This window comes from Marinobacterium rhizophilum DSM 18822, from assembly GCF_000378045.1.
Classification (GTDB): Bacteria; Pseudomonadota; Gammaproteobacteria; order Pseudomonadales; family Balneatricaceae; genus Marinobacterium_A; species Marinobacterium_A rhizophilum.
Map to the genome: position 1 here is coordinate 22,792 of NZ_KB899109.1, position 26,684 is coordinate 49,475.

General features: G+C 59.5%; 27 protein-coding genes and 1 tRNA gene. 15 read left to right on the top strand and 13 right to left on the bottom strand.

Annotated elements, in window-relative coordinates; genetic code table 11:
- Nucleotides 1-67: 67 nt before the first annotated feature.
- The 4 genes from tsaB (at nt 68) to F451_RS0119360 (ending at nt 2,810) form a co-directional block, all read left to right on the top strand.
- Nucleotides 68-751 (top strand): tRNA (adenosine(37)-N6)-threonylcarbamoyltransferase complex dimerization subunit type 1 TsaB, encoded by a 684-nt coding sequence (gene tsaB / locus F451_RS0119345; RefSeq protein WP_020683067.1) that lies wholly within the window; start codon nt 68-70, stop codon nt 749-751.
- A 2-nt stretch (nt 752-753) separates the two neighbouring features.
- Nucleotides 754-1,554: an undecaprenyl-diphosphate phosphatase gene (locus F451_RS0119350; protein ID WP_026291900.1), complete on the top strand. Its 801-nt coding sequence runs from the start codon at nt 754-756 to the stop codon at nt 1,552-1,554.
- 96 nt (nt 1,555-1,650) lie between these two features.
- Entirely contained in the window at nt 1,651-1,947 is a 297-nt protein-coding gene (locus tag F451_RS0119355; protein ID WP_156826561.1) for a hypothetical protein, read from the top strand.
- Between the two features lie 62 nt (nt 1,948-2,009).
- Nucleotides 2,010-2,810 (top strand): class I SAM-dependent methyltransferase, encoded by an 801-nt coding sequence (locus tag F451_RS0119360; protein ID WP_020683070.1) that lies wholly within the window; start codon nt 2,010-2,012, stop codon nt 2,808-2,810.
- A gap of 18 nt (nt 2,811-2,828) precedes the next feature.
- Here F451_RS0119360 and F451_RS0119365 read toward each other — a convergent pair whose 3' ends face one another.
- Together F451_RS0119365 and F451_RS0119370 are read right to left on the bottom strand one after the other, a co-directional pair.
- Nucleotides 2,829-5,120 carry a 1-acyl-sn-glycerol-3-phosphate acyltransferase gene (locus F451_RS0119365; protein WP_020683071.1) on the bottom strand — a complete coding sequence of 764 codons (2,292 nt, stop codon included), beginning with the start codon at nt 5,118-5,120 and terminating at the stop codon, nt 2,829-2,831.
- Nucleotide 5,121: 1 nt separating this feature from the next.
- A complete protein-coding gene (locus F451_RS0119370) occupies nt 5,122-5,331 on the bottom strand; it encodes a SlyX family protein (RefSeq protein WP_020683072.1) in 210 nt (69 codons plus the stop codon).
- Nucleotides 5,332-5,521: 190 nt separating this feature from the next.
- Between F451_RS0119370 and F451_RS28645 the strand changes: the two genes are divergently transcribed.
- Nucleotides 5,522-5,965, top strand: coding sequence for a cold-shock protein (locus F451_RS28645; RefSeq protein WP_020683073.1), 444 nt, complete (start codon nt 5,522-5,524; stop codon nt 5,963-5,965).
- 15 nt (nt 5,966-5,980) lie between these two features.
- Here F451_RS28645 and F451_RS0119380 read toward each other — a convergent pair whose 3' ends face one another.
- Together F451_RS0119380 and F451_RS0119385 are read right to left on the bottom strand one after the other, a co-directional pair.
- Nucleotides 5,981-6,598: a DsbA family protein gene (locus F451_RS0119380; RefSeq protein WP_020683074.1), complete on the bottom strand. Its 618-nt coding sequence runs from the start codon at nt 6,596-6,598 to the stop codon at nt 5,981-5,983.
- Nucleotides 6,598-7,458: a DUF72 domain-containing protein gene (locus tag F451_RS0119385; RefSeq protein ID WP_020683075.1), complete on the bottom strand. Its 861-nt coding sequence runs from the start codon at nt 7,456-7,458 to the stop codon at nt 6,598-6,600. The genes F451_RS0119380 and F451_RS0119385 overlap by 1 nt, the downstream gene beginning before the upstream one ends.
- Nucleotides 7,459-7,617: 159 nt before the next feature.
- Between F451_RS0119385 and F451_RS0119390 the strand changes: the two genes are divergently transcribed.
- Nucleotides 7,618-7,694, top strand: a tRNA-Met gene (locus F451_RS0119390).
- Nucleotides 7,695-8,834: 1,140 nt separating this feature from the next.
- Here F451_RS0119390 and F451_RS0119400 read toward each other — a convergent pair.
- Nucleotides 8,835-9,992, bottom strand: coding sequence for an acyl-CoA dehydrogenase family protein (locus F451_RS0119400; RefSeq protein WP_020683077.1), 1,158 nt, complete (start codon nt 9,990-9,992; stop codon nt 8,835-8,837).
- A gap of 146 nt (nt 9,993-10,138) precedes the next feature.
- Between F451_RS0119400 and F451_RS0119405 the strand changes: the two genes are divergently transcribed.
- Nucleotides 10,139-11,215: a TIGR04552 family protein gene (locus tag F451_RS0119405; RefSeq protein ID WP_083928493.1), complete on the top strand. Its 1,077-nt coding sequence runs from the start codon at nt 10,139-10,141 to the stop codon at nt 11,213-11,215.
- Between the two features lie 135 nt (nt 11,216-11,350).
- Nucleotides 11,351-11,935, top strand: a complete 585-nt coding sequence (mobA, locus tag F451_RS26095) for a molybdenum cofactor guanylyltransferase (RefSeq protein WP_020683079.1) — start codon at nt 11,351-11,353, stop codon at nt 11,933-11,935.
- Nucleotides 11,936-12,061: 126 nt separating this feature from the next.
- On the opposite strand, the gene F451_RS0119415 is transcribed toward mobA, so the two are convergent.
- The 4 genes from F451_RS0119415 to F451_RS0119430 form a co-directional block, all read right to left on the bottom strand.
- Nucleotides 12,062-13,366: a TRAP transporter large permease gene (locus tag F451_RS0119415; protein WP_020683080.1), complete on the bottom strand. Its 1,305-nt coding sequence runs from the start codon at nt 13,364-13,366 to the stop codon at nt 12,062-12,064.
- Nucleotides 13,366-13,950: a TRAP transporter small permease subunit gene (locus F451_RS0119420; protein WP_020683081.1), complete on the bottom strand. Its 585-nt coding sequence runs from the start codon at nt 13,948-13,950 to the stop codon at nt 13,366-13,368. Before F451_RS0119420 ends, F451_RS0119415 begins: the two co-directional genes overlap by 1 nt.
- Nucleotides 13,951-14,023: 73 nt before the next feature.
- A complete protein-coding gene (locus F451_RS0119425) occupies nt 14,024-15,064 on the bottom strand; it encodes a TRAP transporter substrate-binding protein (RefSeq protein WP_020683082.1) in 1,041 nt (346 codons plus the stop codon).
- Nucleotides 15,065-15,146: 82 nt separating this feature from the next.
- Nucleotides 15,147-15,638 (bottom strand): gluconokinase, encoded by a 492-nt coding sequence (locus tag F451_RS0119430; protein ID WP_026291902.1) that lies wholly within the window; start codon nt 15,636-15,638, stop codon nt 15,147-15,149.
- A gap of 205 nt (nt 15,639-15,843) precedes the next feature.
- Between F451_RS0119430 and gntR the strand changes: the two genes are divergently transcribed.
- Both gntR and F451_RS0119440 read left to right on the top strand, forming a co-directional pair.
- Entirely contained in the window at nt 15,844-16,881 is a 1,038-nt protein-coding gene (gntR, locus tag F451_RS0119435; protein WP_020683084.1) for an HTH-type transcriptional regulator GntR, read from the top strand.
- A gap of 148 nt (nt 16,882-17,029) precedes the next feature.
- Complete coding sequence (locus tag F451_RS0119440; protein ID WP_020683085.1) at nt 17,030-17,593, top strand: PhnA domain-containing protein; 564 nt, start codon at nt 17,030-17,032, stop codon at nt 17,591-17,593.
- A gap of 110 nt (nt 17,594-17,703) precedes the next feature.
- Here F451_RS0119440 and F451_RS0119445 read toward each other — a convergent pair whose 3' ends face one another.
- From F451_RS0119445 to gatC, 4 genes are all read right to left on the bottom strand, one after another.
- Nucleotides 17,704-18,207: a DNA-deoxyinosine glycosylase gene (locus F451_RS0119445; protein WP_020683086.1), complete on the bottom strand. Its 504-nt coding sequence runs from the start codon at nt 18,205-18,207 to the stop codon at nt 17,704-17,706.
- Between the two features lie 71 nt (nt 18,208-18,278).
- The gene (gatB, locus tag F451_RS0119450; RefSeq protein ID WP_020683087.1) at nt 18,279-19,733 is read right to left on the bottom strand and encodes an Asp-tRNA(Asn)/Glu-tRNA(Gln) amidotransferase subunit GatB; all 1,455 of its coding nucleotides are present in this window, start codon (nt 19,731-19,733) and stop codon (nt 18,279-18,281) included.
- A gap of 6 nt (nt 19,734-19,739) precedes the next feature.
- Complete coding sequence (gene gatA / locus F451_RS0119455) at nt 19,740-21,197, bottom strand: Asp-tRNA(Asn)/Glu-tRNA(Gln) amidotransferase subunit GatA (protein WP_020683088.1); 1,458 nt, start codon at nt 21,195-21,197, stop codon at nt 19,740-19,742.
- A gap of 39 nt (nt 21,198-21,236) precedes the next feature.
- Entirely contained in the window at nt 21,237-21,524 is a 288-nt protein-coding gene (gene gatC, locus F451_RS0119460) for an Asp-tRNA(Asn)/Glu-tRNA(Gln) amidotransferase subunit GatC (protein ID WP_020683089.1), read from the bottom strand.
- A gap of 165 nt (nt 21,525-21,689) precedes the next feature.
- Here gatC and F451_RS0119465 point away from each other — a divergent pair, with 165 nt between their 5' ends.
- The 5 genes from F451_RS0119465 to rng all read left to right on the top strand — a co-directional run bounded on the left by F451_RS0119465 (nt 21,690) and on the right by rng (nt 26,677).
- A complete protein-coding gene (locus F451_RS0119465; protein ID WP_020683090.1) occupies nt 21,690-22,727 on the top strand; it encodes a rod shape-determining protein in 1,038 nt (345 codons plus the stop codon).
- A 277-nt stretch (nt 22,728-23,004) separates the two neighbouring features.
- The gene (gene mreC, locus F451_RS0119470; RefSeq protein WP_276202612.1) at nt 23,005-23,820 is read left to right on the top strand and encodes a rod shape-determining protein MreC; all 816 of its coding nucleotides are present in this window, start codon (nt 23,005-23,007) and stop codon (nt 23,818-23,820) included.
- Nucleotides 23,813-24,301, top strand: coding sequence for a rod shape-determining protein MreD (gene mreD, locus F451_RS0119475; RefSeq protein WP_020683092.1), 489 nt, complete (start codon nt 23,813-23,815; stop codon nt 24,299-24,301). Before mreC ends, mreD begins: the two co-directional genes overlap by 8 nt.
- 187 nt (nt 24,302-24,488) lie before the next feature.
- Nucleotides 24,489-25,073, top strand: a complete 585-nt coding sequence (locus tag F451_RS0119480; protein ID WP_020683093.1) for a Maf family protein — start codon at nt 24,489-24,491, stop codon at nt 25,071-25,073.
- A gap of 134 nt (nt 25,074-25,207) precedes the next feature.
- Complete coding sequence (rng, locus tag F451_RS0119485) at nt 25,208-26,677, top strand: ribonuclease G (protein WP_020683094.1); 1,470 nt, start codon at nt 25,208-25,210, stop codon at nt 26,675-26,677.
- Nucleotides 26,678-26,684 lie beyond the last annotated feature (7 nt).

Genomic DNA, 26,684 nt, shown 5'->3' on the forward strand with positions numbered 1-26,684 from the left:
CAGGGGCGTTGGCGTCGATGTGTCGATCCCGGCTGCCGCCTCCTGTTATGTGCTTTAGAAGGTAGTAATGAGCAAGATTCTCGCACTGGATACCTCCACCGACGCCTGTTCCGTTGCCCTTTGGCAGGACGGTGAGGTGATGGAAGATTTTCGCGTCGTGCCGCGCAAGCATATACAGCTGCTGCTGCCCATGGCCGAAGCGCTGCTGCGCGAGGCGGGGCTGAGTGTCGGCGATCTGGATGCGGTGGCATTTGGGCGTGGCCCTGGCTCCTTTACCGGCATTCGCATCGCCACGGGCATCGCCCAGGGACTGGCGTTTGCTGCGGATGTGCCGGTGTTACCGATTTCGACGCTGGCTGCCATGGCGCTGGAACAGGGCCGGGCGCTGGGCCATGACCGGGTGATCGCGGCGCTGGACGCGCGCATGAATGAAATTTACTGGTGCGCATACCGGCTGGAAAACGGCCTGCCCGAAGCCCTACTCGATGAGCAGGTCTGCGCTGCGGGCGACGTGCGTCTGCTGGAAGAGGCGCGCTGGCTGGGCGTCGGCCCCGGTTTCAATTACCGGGCAGACATGTCTGCCGCTGTGCAGGCGGCCATTACGGCGCCAGTGCTGGAAGTGTATCCACGTGCCAGTGCGATGCTGCCCATTGCGGCGAGCGACCTGGCGCGTGGGCGTGGGCTGGCACCCGAGGACGGGTTGCCGGTATATATTCGTGAAGGTGGTTGGAAGAAAAAGGAACAGCAGTGATCATCGATGTTTTTCAGGCCATTGTGCTGGCCGTTATTCAGGGATTGACCGAGTTTTTGCCGATCTCCAGTTCGGCCCATCTCATTCTGCCATCACAGCTATTTGGCTGGCCGGACCAGGGGCTGGCGTTTGACGTCGGCGTGCATGTCGGCACTCTGGTGGCGGTGATGTTTTATTTTCGCCATGACCTGGCCCGCTTGCTGGTTGCCTGGTGCCGGTCCCTGGCCGGAACGCGCTCGGCGGATTCGGCGCTGTCCTGGTACCTGCTGGTGGCAACGGTACCCGCGGTGCTGGCTGGATTTTTTCTCAGTGGCATGATTGAGCACCTTGCCCGTTCCATTCTGGTGATCGCCGGCACAACACTCATCTTCGGCGCCTTACTGGGGTGGGCGGACCGCCGACGCAGCGAGATGCGCGAACTGGTCCATTTGGGGCCGCGGGATGCGCTCTGGATTGGCCTGGCCCAGGCCATGGCACTGATTCCGGGAACCTCCCGTTCCGGCATTACCATGACGGCGGGCCTGATGCTGGGTTTCAATCGTGATGCGGCGGCGCGCTTTTCCTTCCTGCTCTCCATCCCGGTGATCGTGGGGGCCGGTGTCTTTAAGGGGCTGGATCTGCTGCAATCCGGCACTGCCGCGAACTGGGAGCTGGTCGGCCTGGGGGCGGTGCTGGCGGCGCTCAGTGCCTGGGCCTGTATCTGGCTGTTTCTGAGCTGGCTGAACCGTATTGGCATGCTGCCGTTCGTTATTTACCGGCTGCTGCTGGGCGTTGCGTTGCTGGGCGTGTATTTCGCAGGCTAGGAAGGCCTCATGGCGCAGGGATACTGCTCTTGTGCATGTATTTCTGGCGCCCGATTGGCGATACTGAAATCATCAGTATCCCGACAGGCTTGATGTATGCAAACACTACAAATAGCCCCCAGATTCAGTCGCCTGCCGTCACCGCGCGCGGCTCACAAGCGCACAGCCTCTGACCCCGGTGCCGGGGTGCACGAAGCCGTGCGTGAGGGAGAGTGGGAGCCGCGCCCGGTGAATCCAGGCCCGGGTGCGCGGCGCCAGTCTGATGCCCAGGCCAATGCCAGCTTCGCTGCGCTGGATTACCGCAGTCGGCGCGCTCTGCTGGCCTATGGCGTGATCCAGTCTCACAGTGCGTCGGGTCAGCCGGAGCCGGCCTGGGTTGATGTACTGATTTAACGCCTCACTTTTTCATTTGCAGTTTTGTTTCTCAACCTGGCTGCCCGTAGACAGATATTTTCATGACAGAATCCGCCCGCCTGGCCGTTGAGTACGACACCCCCGAACATCTTGCGCGCGCGCAGTCGCTGGCCGAACAGCTGGGGCTGGAAGTGCTTTTTCGCGCAGACCTTGGTCGCTGTGATTACGCATCGCTGTTGCGCGTGACCGCCACCGGTCTGCAGTTGCAACCCACGGGGCGCAAGGCGCCAGGCCCGGTATGGGTGGATTTCGTCGGCGGTGCCGTAGCCCATCGGCGGCTGCACGGTGGCGGTGCGGGTCAGCTGATCGCCAAGGCCGTGGGCATGCGGCAGGGCGTTCGGCCCAGGGTGGCCGATGTGACGGCGGGTCTTGGGCGGGACAGCTTTGTGCTGGCGAGTCTGGGGTGCGAGGTGCAGATGATTGAGCGGGTGCCGGTGATTCAGCTGCTGCTGGCCGATGGCCTGGCCAGGGCGCAGCAGGATTTCGAGGTCGCCGGCATTGTCGAGCACATGCAGCTGATCGAGGCCGACAGCATTGCCTGGCTGGCCGAGCAGGCCGGGCGCGACGACCGGCCCCAGGTGGTGTATGTGGACCCGATGTTCCCGCACTCGGACAAGAGCGCACTGGTCAAAAAGGAAATGCGCCTGTTTCGCGATCTGGTGGGTGATGATGCCGATGCGGGCCTGCTGCTGGAGGCTGCGCTCGGTGCAGCGGCCAACCGGGTCGTGGTCAAGCGTCCGCGCAAGGCGCCGGTGATCCCGGGCCCCGCGCCCAGTGTTCAGTTGGCGGGCAAGTCGAGCCGTTACGATATCTATGCGCTGAAAAAGCTTTCCCAGGCCTGAGCGGGCGGCCGGTTCGGCTCAGTCGTTCAGCTGCTGATCGACGAAGCTCAGCAGGCGCTGTGTCAGTATGCTGCGCGCCTGTTTCATCAGCGCATCCAGCGAAACCCGTGCCTGAATCCGTCTGTCGCTGCGTTGCAGAATGCCGCGATCAAGCAGCTGCTCCACAAATCCATTCAAGACCCGTTGGTCGGCATACTCTGGCGAATCAAAGCCGAATTCCCGCTGCAGATTTGCCGCCAGCTGCAGAGCCTTTTCAATCAGCACGTCCTGATTCAGTGCCCTGTAGCGCTGCAGTAATCTGCACAGCAGGTAGTAGCGCAGCAAAACGGGCTCGGCGTTGCGCATCAGGCACAGGGCGGTGTCACCGTCGCTGGCGCGTAGCTGTTTGCCATCGCGTGTCAGCAGGCCCTGATCAAGCAAAATCTGGCGCAGCTTTGCCGCAATGGCGCTGAAGTTCTGCTCTGGCCACGGCAGGAACAGTTCAGCCTGCAGGTAAGGGTAGAGTACCCGCAGCATGCGGGTAATCAGCTGTGGCAGGGGATTCGTGCTGCGCCGGACCAGCAGCAGGCAAAGCCCCGGCAGGACAAAAAGATGCATCATGTTGTTGCGATAAAACGTCATTTCCCGCGCCTGAGCCGGCTGCAGCTGCACCTGGTTGTGCGTCTGTTCAAGCTGCCTGCGCGTCTTGGCGCGCGTGATCCAGTTGTCTGGGGGCTCAGGCGGCACGCTCGCCGGCGCATTGGGCAGGGCCTGGGCCAGCTGCAGCAGTTGCCCGCACTGTGTGGCCAGGCTGTTGGCTTCAAGCTGCAGCTGGGGCTGGCCCAGCATTACGGTGGCGATGACGCCGGTTTCGGTCAGGGCTGCGGCGCGATTCATCCGTTCCAGCAGTTGCTGGCCGATGGCGTTGGCCTGGGGGCGGATCGGCCGGTGAGGGTCGACCACTTCCGCCAGGGCAATGGGCTCGCCGATACTCAGGGACACCCGGCCAAAGCGCTGGCGCAGCACTTGCCAGGCAGTTTTCAGGCTGTCGAGGGGCCCGAGGTGGCGGTCGCGGCTGTCGCCGCCCAGTTCGCGCTGATAGCTGTGCGCTTCGACGACCCGATCATAGCCAATCCAGATGGGTACCAGGGCGACGGGCCGCTCCGGGTTGGCGCACCAGGCTTCCAGTGTCATGTTCAGCAGTCCGGTACGCGCCGGCAGTAGCCGGCCGGTGCGGCTGCGGCCCCCTTCAATGAAATATTCCAGTGCGTGGCCGTGGCGGGCCATCGAGGCCAGGTATTGCTGGTAGAGGGTGCGGTAGAGCGGATCGCTCTGAAAGCTGCGGCGCATGAAAATGGCGCCGCCGCGCTTGAGGATCGGACCTATGATCGGCATGTCCAGATTGTCGCCTGCGGCGACGTGGGGCAGCATCAGGCCGTGACGGTACAGCGCCCAGGACATCAGCAGATAGTCCATATGGCTGCGATGGCAAGGCAGGTAGACAAGCTGGTGATCCAGAGCACGCTCGCGCAACCGGTCGAGTCCCAGTATTTCGACGTCGTCGTAGAGACGGCGCCAGGTGGCGTTGAGCAGCGGATGCAGCAGGCGGGCGGTAACCGGGCTGAAATTGGCGGCGATTTTGTGCAGTTCGCGCCTGGCATAGCGACGCGCTGCGTGAAGGTTCTCGCGCTTTTCCCGCGCACGCGTAGCAATCGCCTGTTCTACGCTGGGGTGCTGCAAGATCATCGACATCAGGGTGCGGCGGTGGGACAGGTCGGGCCCTACCACAGCGCGGCGCCGGGTCTGAAAGTGCTGCAGCAGCAACAGGCTTGCCCTGCGGGTCAGGGCGGTGGCATTCGGCGCAGAGCGGGCCAGGTCCTGCAGCTTCAAGGGCGGGTCAATCTGAATCAGGGTCTGGCGGCCATTGACCAGGAGTTGCATCAGACGGCCAATGCGGCCGCCCTGGTCCCAGGCTTCGGCGTACAGCAGATTGAGCCACGAGGTTTCGCGAATGGGCAGGCGACCATGAAAGATGGACACCGGGATCAGTTCAACCTTGTATTGGGGGTCCTGCAGGCAGTGCTGGCAGAGTTCGCCCAGGTGCTGTTGCAGTACCCGCTGGCCATTGCTGCGGCTAAACAGTATTTGTTCGGGTTTAAGATGCACGCCTGCGCGGCGGGCCTGGTCGAGCAGCAGCTGCACATGGCTCCAGCGGTCACTTTCCAGGACATAGCGTATCTGCCGGCCGCCATGCAGGTGTTCGGTGCCCAGCACAGTGGCGGAGATGCTCCAGGACAGCAGCGGGCGGCTAATCAGCTCCAGCAGGCCCATATCAGTAATGCGGTGGTGGTGGCTCGTCGGCCAGTTCGTCGCCGGCGCCCGGGGCCAGTTGCTTGATCTGGCCGTTGAGGGCCTTGACCATGCTGGTCAGGCGCTGAATCTCAATATCCTGGCGCGCCACGATGGCGTTCAGGGTGTCCAGGGTGTGTTCCTGAAAGGCGATTCGGGACTCCAGATCGTCCAGTCGTTGAGTGTCGCTCATGTGCAGTGGGTCCGGTGCATGATTGAAAGTTGTAGTCTAAACAACCGCAATTCTACAGAGAATAGCTTATTAAAAGACTTAAGCTGTTGAAAAAATACGCAAAATTCGCTATATGTTGCGATCGTCCACTGTTCCATTGGTGCTGGTGGGCTTTTTTTGATGTAAATGAATCAATACAAGAGATAATTACATGAGTGGTAATCAACTGATACGCGTTCTTGTTGTCAGTGCTTTAGCTGCAGTTTTGATTCCTATTTTGTTGGCAGCTGTTGCCAAGGTAGAAGTAGCGCTGAGTGTTCCGGTACTGGCGGTAGTGTTTGTGGTTGTTCTGGCGGCTTCAATTGCGTCAGGCTGGGGAGTCAAGTCCCAGGCGCAACCTGCCGAAATGGATATGGGTGAAGAGGAGTATGATGACGAAAATGATGCCCGGGAAGTCGGTCAGGTAAAGTGGTTTAATGTATCCAAGGGGTTTGGTTTTATCACCCGTGAGAATGGCGATGATGTATTTGTGCATTTTCGCAACATTCGTGGTCGCGGGCATCGTTCGCTGACAGAAGGTCAGCAGGTGCGTTTCAATGTACGCGAAAGCGACAAAGGGTTGCAGGCGGAAGACGTTTCAGTCTCCCGTAGCTAACCGCCTGGGGGGAGCTCAATGCTCCCCCGTTAATTTCTCCAGCTGCGCAATAATGCCGTCGGCCTGACGGTAACCTGTACTGAGCCAGTGCAACTCCTCGCCTTTTTGCAGCAGCAGTGTCGGAAATCCCTGTACCCCCAGACTCCCCTTGATAGCCAGGTGCTGTTGCAGCATGCCCTGGGTCATTTCATCCCCCAGATACTGGCTGAACAGTGCGTCATCCAGGCCAATCTGTTGCGCCAGCTCGATCAGCACCTGCCTGTCGGACGGGTTCTTGGCCTGCAGGTAATAAGCCCGCTGTATCGCATCGATCATGGGTTCCTGGGCGTCCGGGCGGATGCGTGTTGCGGCGATCACGGCACGACAGGCATCGTACGTTGCGCGCCTTGGGCTGTTCAGGGTCCAGAAGTCGTGGTTGAAGGCGGTGCCCGTGCGGGCTTCTATCTGTCGCCAGGTCGACTGAATCTGCTGCGCCAGGGCGTCTGGCATGGGCTCTGTACTGTCGGGTGCAAGGCCGCCCATGATGAAGCTGACCGGCATATTCGCAAAGCGGGCACGCACGGTCTGCAGTTCGGGGGCGAAAGCCCAGCACCAGCTGCACATGGGATCCATGATATAAAGCAGAGCATTCATCAGAACAGCGTCTCCTGTTGTCGCACGGTTTCGTTCCAGGGCGTCAGTCCCTGAGCGGCGGGGCACACTGTGACCAACTCCCGGGCAAAGTGCTGTGCCAGCAAGGGTGATTCGCGGTTATCCGGTGTATGAAAGAACAGATAGGGCTGCCGCCCTTCATTCAGCCAGCTTGCAACTTTGCCCACCCAGGGGGCCAGCCAAGGGTCTGCGCTGCGATAATTCAGCGGGCTGATGAAGCGTACCATCGGAGCCTGCCCGGTGGCGATGACATGCAGCGGCACGCGTGGCTTTTTCTGCCATGCATCCTGGGTCGCTGGATCCTGCGCCGGCAGCGCAAAAAGGGCGCGGGTATCGAACAAAGTGCGGTTGATGCCCCGCTCCATGAGCAGTCGGTTGAGTGCGCGCTCACCATCGCCCTTGGCAAAGAACTCGGGGTGACGTACTTCCAGCGTATAGCTGAATGCGTTCGGCAGCTGGGCGATAAACTGCGCCAGGGTATCCAGTGAGTCGGGACCAAAGCGCGCCGGCAATTGAATGAACAACTGACCAAGCTTGTCCTGCAGCGGGCTGATGCAGTCGATGAAGTGGTGCAGTTCCGCCTGACAATGACGCAGTTGCAGGCGGTGGGTGATCTGTTGTGGCAACTTGAGGCAGAACCGGAAATGCTCCGGTGTGTCCTGTCGCCAGCGTTGTACCGTGTAGGCGTTTGGCAATGCATAGAAGGTTGAGTTGCCTTCTACCGATGAAAAGTGGGAGGCATAGCGCTGTAGCGTAGACTGCGCATGCGGGCCGCTCAGGGCGCTGGCGCCCCAGTCGGGGTGATTCCACTGGGGGAGGCCGATGTAGTAGCGTTTGGGCACCTGAAAGTCCGTCGTTCCGCCTGGCTTGCGAGGCTTAAGTATACCGTTGATACGCGGTTGATTGGTGCGCGCATTTGGCTTTCGGCGTTTTATAAAAAGTATTTGCGCTCAAGGGGTTGTGCAATCTGAAAAGTGCGCGTAATATTCGCTCCACGTTGATGCGGGGTGGAGCAGTCTGGTAGCTCGTCGGGCTCATAACCCGAAGGTCATAGGTTCAAATCCTGTCCCCGCTACCACATTCAAGAATTGGTAATCGAAAGTTACCGGTTCTGCGGAAAGGCCCGAAGTCGAAAGATTTCGGGCCTTCTTCGTTTCTTAGTAGCATGGGCATGGGAATAAAGCGTCGGGCTCGCTCTTCATAAGGGCAGCGAAGGTCATGGATTCATAACCAGTATCCGCTACCATATTCAAGAATTGGTAATCGAAAGTTACCGGTTCTGCGGAAAAGGTCCGAAGTCGAAAGATTTCGGGCCTTTTTCGTTTTTGAGTCGTCTAACGGCACGGGGCATAGTGGCGGGCTCGCTGTTCATAACGGCAGCGAAGGTCACAGATTACAATTCTGTCCCCGCTACGCTATTAAAGATGAAAGCCTGGTGCTGAAAAGCGCCAGGCTTTTTTCGTTTCTGAGCAGTGGGCAGTGGGCAGTGAGCAGCAAGAGCGTAAAGCGTCGGGCTCGCTCTTCACAACTGCAGCGAAGGTCACAGATTATAATTCTGTCCCCGCTACCCTATTTAAGAAGAAAGCCTGATACTGAAAAGCGTCAGGCTTTTTTTCGTTTCTGAGCAGCGAGCAGCAAGAGCGTAAAGCGTCGGGCTCGCTCTTTATACGGGCAGCGAAGGTCATGGATTCATAACCAGTATCCGCTACCATATTCAAGAATTGGTAGTCGAAAGTTACCGGCTCTGCGGAAGAGGCCTGAAGTCGAAAGATTTCGGGCCTTTTTCGTTTTTGAGTCGTCTAACGGCACAGGGCATAGTGGCGGGCTCGCTGTTCATAACGGCAGCGAAGGTCACAGATTACAATTCTGTCCCCGCTACCCTATTAAAGATGAAAGCCTGGTGCTGAAAAGCGTCAGGCTTTTTTCGTTTCTGAGCAGTGAGCAGCAGGACTGTTGGGGTGCTCCGTGCCAGATATCCAGATCGATCTGGCCTGCACGGCGTTGAAGATAAGGCAGAAGTATATAATCCGCGAAACCGGGAAGATTGCGCCAGCTCAGGCTCTTTCAGGTCTTGGCGAAATAGAAAGCCGGGCCGCTGGCCGGACTGGGTATGTCGGCGGTATTGCTGCGTGGTCGGCTGTTACCTTTCAGGTTGGGTTTCAGGTTGGGGCGTGCGGCGCGAGTGTGGGGAAGCTGGGGCTCCCCCGTTTTGTTTGAATTACTGGTACTGCTTGAGAATATCCCGGGCGATCACGATGCGCTGCACTTCGCTGGTGCCCTCGTAGATGGTGGTAATGCGGGCATCCCGGGTCAGGCGTTCAAGCGGATACTCGCGCATGTAACCGTAGCCGCCGAGCAGTTGCAGCGCGCTGTAGCAGGCCTGGTTGGCTTTTTCGCTGGCAAACAGCTTGGCCATGGAGGCTTCCCGGGTGAAACTCAGTCCCTTGTCCTTCCGGTCGGCCGCACTCATCAGTAGCAGTCGTGCGGCTTCGAGTTCTGTCGCACGGTCGGCGATGATCCATTGCAGGCCCTGAAAGTCAGCGATGGCGTGGCCGAACTGCTTGCGCTCGGTGGCATAGCGGGTGGCGTAGTCCATTGCGGCCAGGCCAACACCGAGTGCCAGAGAGCCAATGCCGATGCGCCCGCCGGCGAGTTCGGATACGGCGATGCGAAAGCCGTCGTTGAGTTTTCCCAGTAGTGCACTGTCCGGGATATCGACCTGGTCAAAGTGCACTTCATTGGTCGGGGAGCCGCACTGTCCCATCTTGTGTTCGGCCGGCCCGACGCTGATACCCGGTATGGCGGCTTCCACTAGAAAGCAGCTGATGCCTTTGCCCTTTGGCGCAAGTGGGTCCGTGACGGCCCAGACGACAAAAATGCCGGCAAACTCCGCACTGGTTATCCACTGCTTGGTGCCGGTGAGTCGCCAGCCACTGGGCGTTTTTTCGGCGCGAGTGCGCATGGAGGCGGGGTCGGAGCCTGCGCCGGCTTCAGTCAGGCAAAAGCTGCCGCTGAGATATTCTCCACTGCATAGCCTGGCCAGATAATCTGCTTTCTGTGTTTCGTTACCGACGGCCTGAATCACCTCCGCTACCATGTTGGTGACCGACATGGTGACGGCCGTGGCGGCGCAGGCCCTGGCGATTTCCGTAATGGCCAGGCTGAATGCCACCACACCGGCTTCGGTGCCGCCGTACTGGCTGTCGATGTTAAGGCCCATGAAGCCCAGCTCTGCGAGCTTGGCGCAATGCTGTTGAAGCAGCGCGTGGTTGGCGCTACGGTCTAGCTCGGCGGCGACGGGCGCCAGTTCAGTTTCGGCAAAACGGCGGGCCGTTGCCTGAATCAGGTGTTGTTCTTCGGTCAGTGAAAGATCCACGGCGGGTTCCAGAAGTAAGGGAATATACCTATTTATACTTTAGCTTTACCTTAACGTAAAGTTTGCTTTTTGTGGTGTTGCTGCATGCTTGACAGCATTGGCTATCAGCCGCAAGGTGAGTTATCAGCTGTAAACGGACAGACGCAATGGCAAGACGCGAAGAAGGGCCCGCTATGGTTCCCCGACTCAGCAATGCGGCAGAGCTTGATATTCCCTGGTCCACGCTCGAGACCCTGATTGGTGGGCGCTCTGTGGTGGATTTGCAGCAGCTACCCATGGCTGATGACAGATCCGTTACCCGTTTCCTGCAGGCCTATGGCTTCGATCCCACGGACCCTGCCGATTGTCGCGCCATGGAGTTGATTCATGCCCGCGCCTTGCGTTATCTGGATGAAACGGTATTGCCCTGGCAAGGGATTGATGCCGTACCGGAACCCTTTCGCAGCATGCCAATCGAGGATCTGCTGTCGGCCGCCGCACGCCCTCCGACCGGCGAATGGCCCAACTGGCCCTGTGTGCTGCTCAAGGTGCTGCATTGTGCGACCCATGCGTTGTTCAGCCAGGATACCGCGGTGCACCAGGCCGCCTTGCAGAGTGTACGGGCGCGGTTTTTGCCTTTTTTGTTTGAGCAGGCCGGTCAGCAATGGATCGGCGATGAGCATTGCAAGATTCCGCTGGTGAATTTTCGTATCAAGGAGGAAAAGCCGTTCGAGCGCATCATGACCAAGTTGCTGCACAAGCCCGGCAACATGGCGATAGATGTGTTTGATCGTCTGGGAGTGAGGCTGGTCACGCATGATATATTTTCGGCTGTGCTGCTGATTCAGTTTTTGCGCAGTCGCAACATCATCATGTTTGCCAACCAGCTGCCGGAACGCAGCCGCAATTCGCTCGCCGAGCTGGATGAGATTCATCGCTTGTATGGTGTCAGCGCACCGCCCTTTATCGTCGAGCAGCCAGCCGGGGCCATGCTGCCGTCGCCGGATCTGTCCGGCGACAACCCCTTCAGCGACCGCGCCTTTCGCATGTTCAAATTTGTCGAGCGGCTCATCGTAAAGCTGCCGGATGGCCGACGCAGTATTTACCCCTACGAGATTCAGTTACTCGACTGCAACGCCTGGGAAGCATCCTTCAGCGGTGATGCGACGCATTCGGCCTATGAAGCGCGGCAGTTGAAGCGGGTCCGACAGCGTCTGTTTGGCCACTCCGTACGCGGTGTCTGATGACGGTTGAGTCGCCGAACCGTCCGGGCTGCTTGAGTCATGCGGGTTGCTGGTATAAGGTCGCGAATCTGCGCGGGTACCAGTCTCTTCAAAGGCTGTTGCCTGGCATTTTTTATCTGATGACAGGGGTGGGGTGTGAAACTGGATGCGCTGATTCTGGCCGGTGGTGAAGGCCGACGAATGGGGGGCAGGGACAAGGGGCTGCTCAGTCTTGCCGGGCGTCCAATGATCGACCACCTTGCAGCGCGGCTGCGCGGCTGCGCGCAGCATGTCTGGATCAGTTGCCGCCCGGATCAGGCGGTGGACTACACAGGTGCAGCCGATGGTCTTTTGCTGGACGAGGGCGATAGCCTCGGTCCGCTCAGTGGCATCAGTCGGGCGCTGCAGGGGCTGGAGTGCAGCCATCTGCTTGTTACACCCTGTGATACGCCGTTGGTTTCGCCCGCCAGCTTCAAAAAAATGATTGATCACAGTCTCGCTGCGCCGGATCAGATCATTGTGGTGAATGATGGTGACTATCTGCAGACGCTGCATCTGGTCGTGCCGGTGGCGGCGGCCGCGTCGCTGGATCGTTTTCGTGCCACGGGTCGCCGGGCGGTACGTGGCTGGCTGGAGCAGGCGGGGTACGTCGAGTGTCGCTGTGATAATGCTGCGGAGTTCATGAACATCAATACGCCTGAAGCACTGGCCGAGGCCCGTACCCTGTTGCAGGGGGACTGATGGTCAGGATAGTGCAGACCCAGGCTGAGTAGCCGCCTTGGTTGTTTCTGCCGATTGCAGCTGAATAAAATGCCAAACGCCGGGGATATTCCCGGCGTTTGGCATGGATGCGTGGCTATTTTTAACCTAGTTGAGCATCCAGAGTGCGGTTTGTGGCCAGGCCAGCAACAGGGCCAGTACACAGAGCTGCAGTGCGATAAACGGCAGCACGGCAATGAAGATATCCTTCAGGCTGACTTCGGGCGGCGCCACGCCTTTTAGGTAGAAGGCGGCCGGACCGAAGGGCGGCGACAGGAAAGACACCTGCATGTTTACGGCGAACAGGATGCCAAACCATACGGGATCAAAGCCCAGCTGAACCACGATGGGTACAAAGATCGGCAGGGCCAGCATAGCGATGCCGATCCAGTCGAGGAACAGTCCCAGCACCAGCAGGATCGCCATCATCACCAGAATGATGATGATCGGCGCTACATCCAGCCCCTGAATCATGCCCGAGACGAAACGGTTGCCCCCCATCAGGTTATAGACCCCGACCAGAGCGGCAGCGCCGATACCGATCCAGATAATCATGCCGCAGGTGATCATTGTCTGCCCAAGGCTGATGTGCATCACCTTGAGGGAAAACTCGCCGCGCAGCACGATGGCCAGCAGTACGCCGAACACGCCCATGGCCGCCGCTTCGGTGACCGAGGCGATACCGCCGTAGATGGTGCCCAGTACCAGGCCTGCAATCATGCCCGGGACAATAATCGCTTTCAGGGCGTCGCGTTTGTTGTTGAAGCCGGTCGTGTTGTCTTCCGGGCGCAGTGGCGGGCCCATGCTGGGGTTGCGTATGCAGCGCACCAGTACATAGGCGATATAGGACGCCATGAGAATAACCGCCGGTGTAATCGCGGCGGTAAAGAGATCGGCAATCGACACGCTGGCGATCATGCCGTAGATGATCAGGACGATTGAGGGCGGCATCATGGTACCCAGGGCACCGCCGGCGCAGACGACACCAATGGACAGATGCTTGTCGTAGCCCAGGCGCAGCATCTGCGGCAGGGCGAGAATACCCAGTAGCACGATTTCGCCGCCGATAATGCCGGACAGCGCCGCCAGGAAAAAGGCCACGACGATGGTCTGTACTGCGACGCCGCCGGGTAGCCGGCCGGCGAAGAGGCGCATGGCGTTAAACAGGTCCTTGGCAATGCCGGAGCGGTCCAGCAACGATGCCATAAGGACAAACATCGGCACGGCCACCAGCGAGTATTCGGTGACAAAACCATAGACCCGGCTGGTGACCAGTGGCAGCGCATTGCTGCCGAACCAGCCAAAGGTAAAGGCCATGGCAATCAGGCCGGTAATAAAGGCCAATGGCAGGCCGGTCACCAGCAGGGCGAAAATCAGCCCGACCATCAGGAAGGTGGCGTTAGCGATATCCATTAGCGGAGCTCCTTGTTACCGGGCGCACGCTGGCAGGACTGGATCAGGTGCAGCAGTGCCTGCAGCGTCATCAGGGCCAGGGCAAACAGGATAATGCCCTTGGTCAGGGCTGGCATCGGCGGGTTCCAGGATGTGCCCGAGCGCTCCAGCTGCCATTCGCCCATGGGGTTGTGAGATGCGCGCCAGAACATGTGGAAGGCCGCATAGGACATGGCGATGCAAAAGCCCAGGGTCACCAGGTCATTAAAACGGTCAAACCAGATGCGAAACCCCGGCTTGACGCTGTCGTACAGGACCCGTACGCGGATATGGCGGTTTTTGGCCAGGGTGGCGGGGCCGCCCAGCGCAAAACTCATGGCGACCAGAAAGATCACGCTTTCGTGTACCCAGGAGGTAGGGGAGTCAAAGGCATAGCGCATGATAACTTCGAATACGCTGATGCCCATGGCGAGAAAGACCAGCCAGGCTGCCGCGGCGCCGAAGCGCGAGATGACCCGGTCCAGGCCATTGCGCTCGCCACCGACCATGGAGTCGTGGGCGGGGCTGTCCTCGGCGGGTGTCGGGGTGTTGGAAAGGGTAGACATGAAGCCTCCGCACGGGCTGCAGGGCAGCCCGTCATTCGGATTGAAAACGAAACGGGCTTTAAGGCCCGCGGGATTACATCAGGTTGCGGTCAGACAGGAAGGCAACCACGGAGTCGTAGATTTTCTGGTTCAGCTCGCTTTTGGTCGCCCAGACTTTCCACTCTTCCTTGGCGATGTTGCGAAACTTCGCGCGTTCTTCCGGTGCCATGTCGATCACGGTAATGGAGGCATCATCGCGGGCCTTCTTCACCGCGACCAGATCGCGTGCCTTGAGCGTGGCGACCATTTCGTAGGCCATCGAATCCACCGCGGTTTCCAGAATGGCTTTCAGGTCCGCCGGCAGGCCATCCCAGATGTCCTTGTTCAGCGACACCGATACCATGGGCAGCGAATGGAATCCCGGGTAGTTGGGGTATTTGGCGAAGCTGTGCAGGCCCTGGTCGTGGTTGGTGGAGAATACGGTGTAGTCAGCCGCGTCGATAACACCCTTTTCCAGTGCGGTATAGACTTCGGAGCCCGGCAGGTTCACCGGGGTTGCGCCGGCTTTCTCGAAGATGTTGTACACCATGCCTTCAGGCGCACGCAGCTTCAGGCCCTTCATGTCCGCCACCGTGTGGATCGGTTTCTTGGATACGAAGGCTTCGAGGCCGGTGGCTGCGGCGCCGATCAGATGCACGCCGTAGGGCTCAACCAGCTCGTTGTAAATCTCTTCACCGCCGTTGTATTTCATGTACTCGAGGAATTCCAGTGGATCACCCCAGGCGCCGACCAGGTTGCCCAGCATGCCGAAGGCCGGATCGCGGCCCGAAAAATAGCTCGGATCGGTCATGTGGCCCTGCAGAATGCCGGAGCTGACGGCATCCAGAGTCTGGTTGGCCTGCACCACGGCGTTTACCGGCAGGATCTCGATTTCGATTCGACCGCTGGACATGGTCTTGACGTTTTCAGCCCACTTTTTCTTGATTTCAAACTGCGGCTCACCGGTATTTTCCGACGTCTGGAAGGTCCAGTTGAACTCGGCCGCCTGGGCGCTGCCCATCAGTAGGCCCGCGCTGATAATGGCGCTGGTCAGCAGGCGTTTGGAGGACGTCAGGAGTGGTGTTGTTATTTTCATGCTTCACCTTTATTAGTGGTTTTCAGGTTGAAAGCCCGTTCATCGACTCGCGAAAGCGTAGCCCATGACAGGGTTGGGGTTATCATTCAGGTAGTTTTTCGAGAATTTCCTGCACGATTTGCGGCACGCTCTGCAGTACCGACACACGGATGCAGGTTTCATCTGCGCCGGGTTCCTGCAGCGTCTCGAACTGGCTGGCCACCAGGGTTGCCACCATGAAATGGTCCTGGCGCAATGACATACGTCGCTCGATTTCGGCGCGGTCGGCCTGCAGGTAGACAAACGTGAGCGGGCCGCTGCTGGCCAGCGTCTGGCGGTAGCTTTTTTTCAGTGCCGAGCAGGACAGCACGGCGCGCGTGCCCTGAGCACTGGTGGCGCTCAGCTCGTCACGCAGGCGTTCGAGCCAGGGCTGCCGGTCGGCGTCGGTGAGGGGGATGCCGGTGGACATGCGTTTTACGCTTTCCGGGCTGTGGAAGCTGTCACCTTCGATAAAGCGAGCGCCCAGTTCATCGGCCAGCAGTTTGCCGATGGTGCTTTTTCCGCTGCCGCATACGCCCATGATTACTAGATTCATATTCTTTTATTCATGTTGTGAAAATGATTTTAGCGCTAACATGGCAAGACTTAAAAAAACCGCACTTATGCGGATACTTGCGAGGTAAATTAGACTATCACTGACGGTGAGAGCGGGTCAATATAAATTTTAGCGCTAACATTACGCCGTGTTTTCGCTGGATAAATGCTGCTAGAATGGCGCCTTCTTGAGTGCTGGAGCGGTAATGATGACCACCAGGCAAAATCAGCCCGGCAGTCGTAGCAAGGGGCGCGTAACCCTGAGTGATGTGGCGCGGATGTCGGGTGTCAGTGCGATGACAGTATCGCGGGCGCTGAATGAGCCGCAGCGCGTCTCGGAGCAGGTGCGCGAGCGGGTAGCGCAGGCCGTCGATGCGCTGGGCTATGTTCCCAACCGGGCTGCGCGATCCCTGGCAGGTAATCGCAGTTATACCATTGCCGTGGTGATTCCGTCGGTATCCAATGCGGTGTTCAACAATGTCATCCGCGGTATTTATGATGTTTGTGCGCCGGCGGGTTACGAGATGCTGATGGGTAATACTTATTACTCGGTACAGCAGGAATCCAGTCTTATTTCCAAGTTTCTGACCCATCATCCCGATGGCATGATCGTAACCGGACTGGACATGGCCGAGAGTACCCGGCGCCAGCTTGAGGCTGCCGCGATTCCGGTAGTGCAGATCATGGAAGTGGGTGGTTCGGCGCCTTTGGACATGAATGTCGGCATTTCCCACAGTGAGGCAGGTGCGGCCATGGCGCGCTATATGCTTGAGCGGGGGTACCGGCGTATCGGCGTGCTTGGCGCCCAGATGGACTATCGTTCCCAGCGCCGTATTCAGGGCTTCATCGATGTGCTGATGGGGGCCGGACGGGCCGACGACAAGCGTGTCCTGACGACATCCGAGCCCTCGACGGTGTGTCTGGGCGGGCAGTTGCTGGCGGATTTGCTGCTGCGTAACCCGGATCTCGATGCTGTCTTCTGTTGCAACGATGACCTGGCGTATGGCGCCATCTATGAGTGCCAGCGTCGGCATATACGCGTTCCGCAGCAGCTGGCCATCGCCGGCTTCAACGACCTCGAAGGGTCGGCCTGTATCAACCCGTCCCTGACCTCGATCCAGACGCCGCTGTACGACATCGGCAAAACCGCAGCGCAGATGATGATGCGTCGTCTCGCCGGTGAGGTGCTGCAGCAGCCGGTAGTGGATCTTGGTTTTCGGTTGCAGGCACGCGATAGCGCCTGAGAATGGGGATTGCGCAAATAACCGGTGCCTGCGTGAGTGTGCGCGTGTTGCTGCGCGGTGCACAACCCGGTTAATCGGGACTTGGCATAACGCGGCGGCGCTTCACGTGGTATAGTGCGCCGGAAAATTTTATACCCGGACAAAATGCATGACTATTGAACAGCAACTTTTGGAGCGCAGCGGCGGTAAATGCGAGCTGTGTGGCAGTGAGCAGAACCTGACGGTGAGTGACGTTTCCTACGCCCCCGCCGGTGCGGATAGCCAGGCTGTGCTCTGTGATACCTGCAGCGCGCAGATTGATAACCCGCAGGATGTTCACCACTGGCGCTGCCTGGGTGAAAGCATGTGGAGCCAGGTGCCTGCAATTCAGGTTCTGGCCTGGCGTCAGCTTAAGCGCTTGTCGGTTGAGCCCTGGGCGCAGGACCTGCTGGACATGCTCTACCTGGAGCCGGAGCTTGAAAGCTGGGCCCAGGCGGCGATTCCCGATGAAGACGACGACCGCGAGCCGACCCTGGACAGCAACGGTACCCGTCTGCAGGAAGGTGATTCGGTCACGTTGATCAAGGACCTGGATGTGAAGGGCGCCGGTTTTACCGCCAAGCGCGGCACTGCAGTGCGTGATATTCGCCTCACCTCCAACCCCAAGCACATCGAGGGCAAGGTCAACGGCGTGCAGATCGTGCTGGTGGCAGCCTTCCTCAAAAAGGCCTAAGAGCCTCTTTTTGTATCCTGGCGTAAAGCTTGTGCATGTGGCTGTCGACAGCCTTGGGTCTGGCGCCGCTGCACAGGCTTAAGCAAGGCGCTGGTTACCAGTGTCTTGCGTCAGTGCAGAATGACACGCCACTGCTCGAGCTTTTGCTCCAGCGGCAGTCCGGCATTGGCCGGGCTGGTGGAGGGCAGGCGGTTCATCGCGAGATTATCGGGCAGCGGGGTGCCGCCACGGATCACGTGGCGTTTGAACAGGGTCTCGGCGGCGGTGCCGTTGAAGAATACGGCCCGTACCTGCGGGTGTTCCCGAAAGAACGTTGCGAAATCATTGGCCTCGACGCTGTCACCCGCGATGTGCTGGTCCAGGCTTCCGGGGCGGTGGCAGCGGTGTACCACGTCCCAGAGGGCAATGCCCGCCCGTTTCAGGTGTTCCAGGCGTTCGGTGTAGGGTCGGGCCGGATCGAAACCCAGCAGCTGTGCCATGATCGGCCAGAAGCCGTTGCGCGGGTGCGCGTAATACTGCGCCTCCTGCAATGACTTCACACCCGGGATCGAGCCCAGGATCAGGATTCGGGCGTCGGGTGCGGCGATACAGTCAAAGCTTTGGATGTCTGCCATTGCTGGGCAATGCTCGTGCTGTAGGGTGGAATTCGCGAAGCGAATGCCACCCTACGGTAAACAGCTTCGGCTCAGTCGCAGAGCGCATCCAGTTTCTGTTTCAGGATGCCGGTCACGGCGCCCGGATTGGCTTTGCCGCCGCTGGCCTTCATCACCTGTCCCATAAAGAAGCCCAGCATCTTGCCGCGCTTGTCGGGCTCGGCTGCCTGGTACTGCTCAACCTGCTTGGTGTTATTGGCAATCACCTGGTCGACGATCTGTTCGATCGCGCCGCTGTCGGTGACCTGCTTCAGACCTTTGGCTTCGATGATCTCATCGGCACTGCCGCCATCCTGCCACATGATTTCAAACACCTTCTTGGCGATGTTGCCCGAGAGGGTGTTGTCCTTGATACGCTCCAGCAGGCCGCCGAGCTGCTCGGCACTGACCGGCGAGGCCTGGATGTCGGTGTCGTGCTGGTTCAGGTGTTTGGCAAGCTCGCCCATGACCCAGTTAGCCGCCAGCTTGCCATCGCCACAGGCTTTGGCGACCTGGTCAAAATAGGCCGCCTGCACGTTGTTGGATGACAGTACGCTGGCGTCGTAGTCCGACAGGCCGTATTGCTCAACGAACGTCGCTTTCCACTGTGCCGGCAGGATCGGCAGGGTGGCCCGCACCGCCTCTACATAGGCGTCATCGATCACGATTGGCAGCAGGTCCGGGCAGGGGAAGTAGCGGTAGTCGTTCGCCTCTTCCTTGCTGCGCATGGCGCGGGCAACCTTGGTGTCGCCGTTGTAAAGACGGGTTTCCTGGCGGATCTCGCCGCCGCTTTCCAGCACATCGATCTGCCGTTCGACTTCGAGCTCAATGGCTTCTTCCATGAAGCGGAAGGAGTTGAGGTTCTTGGTCTCGGTGCGGGTGCCCAGGGTCTCGGTGCCTTTGGGGCGTACGGAGACGTTGACGTCAAAACGCAGAGAGCCTTCGGCCATGTTGCCATCACAGATGCCAAGCGACGTTACCAGCGAGTGCAGGGTGCGGGCAAAGGCAACGGCCTCGTCGGCGCTGCGCATGTCGGGTTCGGTGACGATCTCGATCAGCGGTGTGCCGGCGCGGTTAAGGTCGATGCCGGTCATGCCGTGGAAGTCTTCGTGCAGCGACTTGCCGGCGTCTTCTTCCAGGTGGGCGTGGTGGATGCGTACACGGTGGGTACTGCCATCGGCGCGCTCTATGTCCACATGTCCGCGGCCCACGACAGGCTCGGCCAGCTGAGTGGTCTGGTAGCCCTTGGGCAGGTCGGGGTAGAAGTAGTTCTTGCGCTCAAATACCGAGCGCTTGCCGATCTCGGCGTCGATGGCCAGGCCAAACATCACCGCCATGCGCAGGGCGTTTTCATTGAACACCGGCAGAGTGCCCGGCAGCGCCAGGTCGACGGCGCAGGCCTGGGTGTTGGGCTCGGCACCAAAGGCGGTGCTGGAGCCGGAAAAAATCTTGGTCTTGGTGGCGAGCTGAACATGAATTTCCAGCCCGATTACTGTTTCCCATTCCATCGTGCCTTACCCCTTGATGCTCGCAGGTGCCTGTGTGTGCCAGTCGGTCGCCTGCTGGAAGCGGTGCGCGACATTAAGCAATTTCGCCTCGGCAAAGTAGTTGCCGATAATCTGCAGTCCGACCGGCAGACCCTGGGCCTGGCCGCAGGGCACGGACATGCCGGGCAGACCGGCCAGGTTCAGTGCCAGTGTGTAGATATCTTCCATGTACATTTGCACCGGATCCGACGACTTTTCGCCAATCCGGAAGGCAGGCTGCGGAGTGGTCGGGCCCATGATGACATCGACCTCGGCCAGTGCCTTGACGAAGTCCTGCTGGATCAGGCGGCGTGCCTGCTGCGCCTTGCGGTAGTAGGCGTCGTAGTAGCCGGCGGACAGGGCATAGGTGCCCACCATGATGCGGCGCTTGACCTCGTCCCCAAAGCCTTCGCCGCGGGTACGCTTGTACAGGTCTTCCAGGTCCACCGGATTGTCGCAGCGGTAGCCGTAGCGCACACCGTCAAAGCGGGACAGGTTGGTGGACGCCTCGGCCGGCGCGATGATGTAGTACGCGGGTACTGCCAGCGCGGTATTGGGCAGGCTGATCTCCTTCACCGTGGCGCCGAGCTTTTCGAATTCACGAATCGCGTTCTGTACCTGTTCGGCAATGGCCGGGTTCAGGTTGTCTGCGAAGTACTCTTTGGGCAGGCCAATGCGCAGGCCTTCGAGGCTGTCATTCAGGCTGGCGCTGTAGTCCGGTACTTCACGCTCTACACAGGTCGAGTCCAGGGGATCAAAACCGGCCATGACATTCAGCATCAGGGCGGCATCTTCGGCGGTGCGGGCCATGGGGCCTGCCTGGTCCAGTGACGAGGCGAACGCGATCATGCCGTAGCGCGATACCCGGCCATAGGTGGGCTTGAGGCCGGTGATGCCGCACAGTGCAGCGGGCTGGCGGATGGAGCCGCCGGTGTCGGTGCCGGTGGCGGCGGGTACCAGGCGGGCAGCGATGGCAGCGGCCGAACCGCCGGAGGATCCTCCCGGTACACGCTCGGTATCCCAGGGGTTGCGGGCCGGGCCATAGAAGCTCGACTCGTTGGACGAGCCCATGGCGAATTCGTCCATGTTGGTTTTGCCCAGTGTGACCGCACCCGCTTCGTTGAACTTACGTATCAGGGTGGCGTCATAGGGTGCGATGAAATTGTCGAGCATGCGCGAGGCGCAGCTGGTACGAACGCCCTGGGTGCAGAAGATATCCTTGTGGGCCATGGGCAGGCCGGTGAAGATGCCGGCCTTGCCGGAGGCGCGCAGGCTGTCTGCCGCCCGTGCCTGGTTCAGGGCCAGCTCTTCGGTAACGGTAATAAAGCTGTTGTAGGCTGCGTCCTGGGTCTTGATGCGGTTCAGGCAGGATTCGGTCAGCTCGAGGCTGCTGAAGTCGCCTGCGGCCAGTCCGCCGGCCAGTTCGGCCAGTGTCTTGTCAAACATGGGTTGGGTATCCTTCACAAATTCGGAACGTGGCGGTAGTTACTCGATAACCTTGGGGACCAGGAACAGGCCGTTTTCCACCGCTGGCGCGACGCTCTGCAGCAGTTCGCGCTGATTGTCTTCGCTGACGACGTCGGCACGCAGGCGCTGGACCGCATCCAGCGGGTGGGCCATGGGCTCCACATCGGCGGTATCGGCGGCCTGCAGCTGATCGACCAGCGCGAGAATGTCGGATAGCGTCTGGGTGTAGCCCTCAACTTCGTCTTCACGGAGTTGCAGCCGCGCCAGGTGGGCGATTTTTTCCACGTCGGAACGCTCTAGAGCCATGTTGCATTTCTCAATGATTTTTTTAAGGTTTTCGGCACTCGGCGGTGCTGGGGAAGAGGGCTAAGTTAACATATTTGTTCCTTGCTCTAAATCCCTGCCATTGCTAGAGTTACGTGTTTTCAGAATCAGCGCGTCGCGCGGCATCTGTTTAGGTACCCCACTCCCATGTTCAAGAAAATCCGAGGTCTTTTTTCCAGCGATCTGTCCATAGACCTGGGCACGGCGAACACGCTTATTTACGTTCGTGATAAAGATATAGTGCTGAATGAACCTTCTGTTGTCGCCATTCGGCATAACGGTAATCACAAGTCAGTTGCCGCAGTGGGGATGGATGCCAAGCGCATGCTCGGGAAGACTCCCGGAAACATCACCGCGATTCGACCGATGAAAGACGGCGTTATCGCCGACTTTCACGTCACCGAAAAAATGCTGCAGTACTTTATCGCCAAGGTGCACGAGGGCAACTTCCTGACGCCGAGCCCCCGCGTGCTGGTCTGTGTACCCTGCAAGTCGACCCAGGTCGAGCGTCGCGCCATCAAGGAATCGGCACTGGGTGCCGGTGCCCGTGAAGTCTACCTGATCGAAGAACCCATGGCCGCAGCCATCGGCGCCGGTCTGCCGGTGGACGAAGCCCGGGGCTCCATGGTGGTGGATATCGGCGGCGGCACCACGGAAATCGCTGTGATTTCGCTTAACGGCATCGTTTATGCCGAGTCCGTGCGGGTTGGCGGTGACCGTTTCGATGAGGCCATCGTGACCTATGTGCGCCGCAACTACGGATCCCTCATCGGTGATGCAACGGCTGAGCGCATCAAGCAGGAAGTCGGTACGGCGTACCCCACCTCCGAGGTGCTTGAGATTGACGTGCGTGGCCGCAACCTGGCAGAGGGCATTCCGCGTCGATTCACCCTCAACAGCAACGAAATTCTCGAAGCCCTGCAGGAGCCGCTGGCGGCGATCGTGCAGGCGGTTAAAAGCGCCCTTGAGCAGTGCCCGCCGGAGCTGGCGGCCGACATCGCCGAGTTCGGTATCGTGATTACCGGTGGCGGTGCGCTGCTGCGTAATATCGACCGACTGATCAGTGAAGAGTCTGGCCTGCCCGTGATTATTGCCGAGGATCCGCTGACCTGTGTGGCCCGTGGTGGTGGCAAGGCGCTGGAAATGCTCGACAATCGTGCCTTTGAGTTACTCTCCTACGAATAGTGGTTTGATGGTTTGTCTGGCAGGCTGTCAGACTTAGCACTGATCTACTGCGGAAAAGCCGAGTTTGGCCACTTTATGCACTCTTTATTGTTAAATAGAACCACTATTCGCCTCAAGAGAGCTCAAAAACTGCCGCAAATCGGTCTTTCCTCGCTACGATCGGCCAAGTCCGACAGGCTGCCAGCCTGTTCAACCCGACCGGGACACGGTGGCGCCAGCTGCGAGGTGTCCCATTAAACTGATCTTCAAGGGCGGTTCGCCCCGCGCGCTCTTTGTTGTGCTGGTGCTGATGGCGCTGTTGCTCATCATCGCCGATCTCAACTGGTCAAAGATGCGCGATACGCGCGGTTACCTTTCGCTTCTGGTTACGCCTCTGCAATGGCTCGTCGACGTGCCAGGGCGCGTGGCGGATGATCTGTCCGGCGTGCTGGTGGATCGTACGACCCTGCTCAAGGAAAACGAGCGTCTCAAGTCCGAGGCTCTGCTGCTGGAGCGCAAGGTACAGCAGATTGCTGCCCTGACGGCTGAAAACCTGCGTCTGCGTGAATTGCTCGATGGCAAGGCTCGGGTCGAAGACGAAGTCATGCTGGCGGAGCTGATCGGCGTCAATCCCGACCCCTTCCTGCATCAGGTGATCGTCAACCGCGGTGCCGAGGACAGTGCCTATATCGGCCAGGCCGTGCTGGATGCCGGCGGCGTGATCGGCCAGGTGGTCGAGGCCAGCCACTATACCAGTCGCGTCATGATGATTACCGATGCCCGTCACGCCATTCCGGTGGAGATCAATCGTAACGGCTTGCGTGCCATTGCGCTCGGCAAGGGTGTGTACGACGAGATCGAACTTGAGCATGTGCCCGACACCGCCGATGTGCGTGAAGGCGACCTTCTGATCAGCTCGGGTCTGGGCGGGCGTTTTCCCCGTGGCTACCCGGTGGCTGTTGTTACCGGTGTCGTGCGCGATCCTGGCCGGCCCTTTTCGCTGGTGACTGCCAAGCCCACCGCGAGACTCGACAAGAGCCGTCACCTGTTGCTGGTGCGCGGGGCAAGTGAGCTGCCGGCTGCGCCCCCGGTGGCCGAGGTGGTTAATGAGTGAGGTGCGTCCGGGCGGGTTCCTGATCATTATCGGAACTTTCCTCGTGGGGCTTACCCTGAGCCAGCTGCCGCTGCCAGTCCAGTTCGAGTGGGTGCGCCCGGAGTGGGTTCCCATGATCCTGATTTACTGGGTGCTGGCGCTGCCGCACCGGGTCAGTATCGGCACGGCCTGGATGCTCGGTCTGACGCTGGATCTGCTCAAGGGCAGTGCGCTGGGGCTCAATGCCCTGGCTCTGACGCTGATTGCCTTTCTGACATTGCTGATTCATCAGCGTTTGCGCATGTTTCCGTTATGGAAGCAGGCCCTGATGGTGCTGGTGCTGGTGGGTATCAATCAGCTGACCTTCCACTGGATGCAATCCATTGCCGGTAATGTTCGCGACAGTCTGATGTTCATGCTGCCTTCCCTGGTGAGCGCGTTGCTATGGCCATGCGTCTTTGTTCTGCTGCGTAGCATTCGGCGTACCTTCCGGGTAACCTGACCGCACGGGGCCGGGCGCCGCACTGCTGTTGCGCAGCCGTGTTGCCCCGATCGGCTTTCGATGCGGTTTTCGTGCCTTTTTGTGTGCCATTTGCGGTGAGTATCTCGCGATGTAGGCACTGCGCCCTGATTACGGCAGGCCGGTATGACCGCGCACCGGACGACATTCAAAGGAACTCGACTTTACGATGACAACCCTGATACTGGCTTCTGCGTCGCCCCGCAGGCGTGAACTGCTGACTCAGATCGGTGTGGCCTTTGAGGCCTGCGCGCCGGATCTGCCCGAGCAGCGTCTGCCGGGGGAAGCTGCCCAGAGTTACGTGCGCCGGCTGGCGCTTGAAAAGGCGCGCGCGGGATTTGAACAGGGTGCAGCACGATATCCTGCGCTTGGGTCCGATACGGCGGTGATCTACGGCGATGAAATCCTCGGCAAGCCCCGTGACGAAGACGATGCGATACGCATGCTGATGCTGTTATCGGGTCGTCGGCACCAGGTCATGACCGGTGTGGCGGTGGTGGATGCGCAGAGGGCCGAAGCAAGGGTCGTAACCACCGAGGTGGAGTTCCGCGTGCTGGACGAAGCGCTTTGCCGGCGCTACTGGGCCAGCGGTGAGCCCGTGGATAAGGCCGGTGCCTACGCCATTCAGGGGTTGGGCGCCGTTTTTGTTACTTCGATTAGCGGCAGTTACTCGTCCGTGGTGGGGTTGCCCCTGGCCGAGACGGCGCAGTTGCTGACACAGTTTGGTGTGCCGCTCTGGTACAGTGCTGAATAACACTAATATGCTCGCGCAGCTTTTAGCGGCTGTGCGCGACAAGGGCCACAAAGGCCCGGCCGTGCATTTAAACGGATCTGGAGATCGGTTTGGCGGTCAGCTTAAATGAGAGTCGAAGGAGCAGGCGGTAAGCGATGGGCGAAGAAATTCTGATCAACTTTACGCCGATGGAGACCCGCGTAGCGGTGATCGAAAACGGTGTACCCCAGGAAATTTATATCGAGCGGGCCAAGCGCCGCGGTCTCGTGGGCAACATTTATAACGGCAAGGTGGTCCGCGTATTGCCGGGCATGCAGGCGGCGTTTGTTGATATCGGTCTCGAACGTGCCGCCTTCATACATGTTGAGGAAGTGCTGGGGCAATCCGCCACGGCGGAGGAGCGCAGTACTACCTCCATCGCGCAGGTGCTGCGTGAAGGTCAGGGGCTGCTGGTGCAGGTCACCAAGGACCCGATAGGTACCAAGGGCGCACGCCTGACTACGCACCTTTCCATTCCGTCGCGTTACCTGGTGTATATGCCCGGCAATGAGCACATCGGTGTCTCTCAGCGTATCGAGGACAGTGATGAGCGTGACCGTCTGCGCAGCCTGATTGAGTCTCTGGCCGAAGAGGCGGGTGAGGAAAACCGCGGCGGATTCATTCTGCGTACGGTCGCCGAAGGTGCCAACGAAACCGAATTGCGCGCCGACCTGCTGTTCCTGTACCGGTTGTGGGGCGCCATTCAGTGCAAGATCGAGGGTGCCGGTCTGCCGGAAATTGTCTACGAAGACCTGCCGCTGAACATGCGGGCGCTGCGTGACATGGCGCATGCCGGTGTTGAGCGTATCCGTATTGACTCGCGCGAAACCTTTCAGAAGGCGCAGGAGTTTGTGCAGGCGCTGGTGCCGGAGATTCAGCAGAAGCTGGAATATTACCCGGGCGAGCGGCCGATCTTTGACCTGTTCAATGTGGAAGAGGAGATCAAGCGTGGGCTTGGGCGCAAGGTCGAGCTTAAATCCGGTGGCTACCTGATTTTTGACCAGACCGAGGCCATGACCACGGTGGATATCAATACCGGTGCCTTTGTCGGTCATCGCAACCTGGAAGAAACGATCTTCAAGACCAACCTCGAGGCGGCCACGGCCATCGGACGCCAGCTGCGTCTGCGTAACCTCGGCGGCATCATCATCATCGACTTTATCGATATGGAAGACCCCGATCATCAGCGCCAGGTGCTGCGTACACTGGAACGTGTCCTGGAAAAGGATCATGCCAAGTGCAAGGTTACCGGTGTATCGGAGCTCGGCCTGGTGGAGATGACCCGCAAGCGTACCCGGGAAAGCCTCGAGCAAGTTTTGTGCGATGCCTGTTCCCAGTGCGAGGGGCGCGGCACAATAAAGACGCCGGAGACCGTTTGCTACGAAATTTTCCGTGAGATTTTGCGCCAGCACCGCGCCTACGATACCGACTCCTACCTGGTGCTGGGTGCCCAGTCGGTGGTGGACTATCTGTTGGATGATGCGTCCGAGCACCTGGCTGAGCTTGAGGCCTTTATTGGCAAAACCATTCGGTTTCAGGTCGAAACGCTCTACAGCCCTGAGCAGTTCGACGTCGTGTTGCGCTAACCGGAGC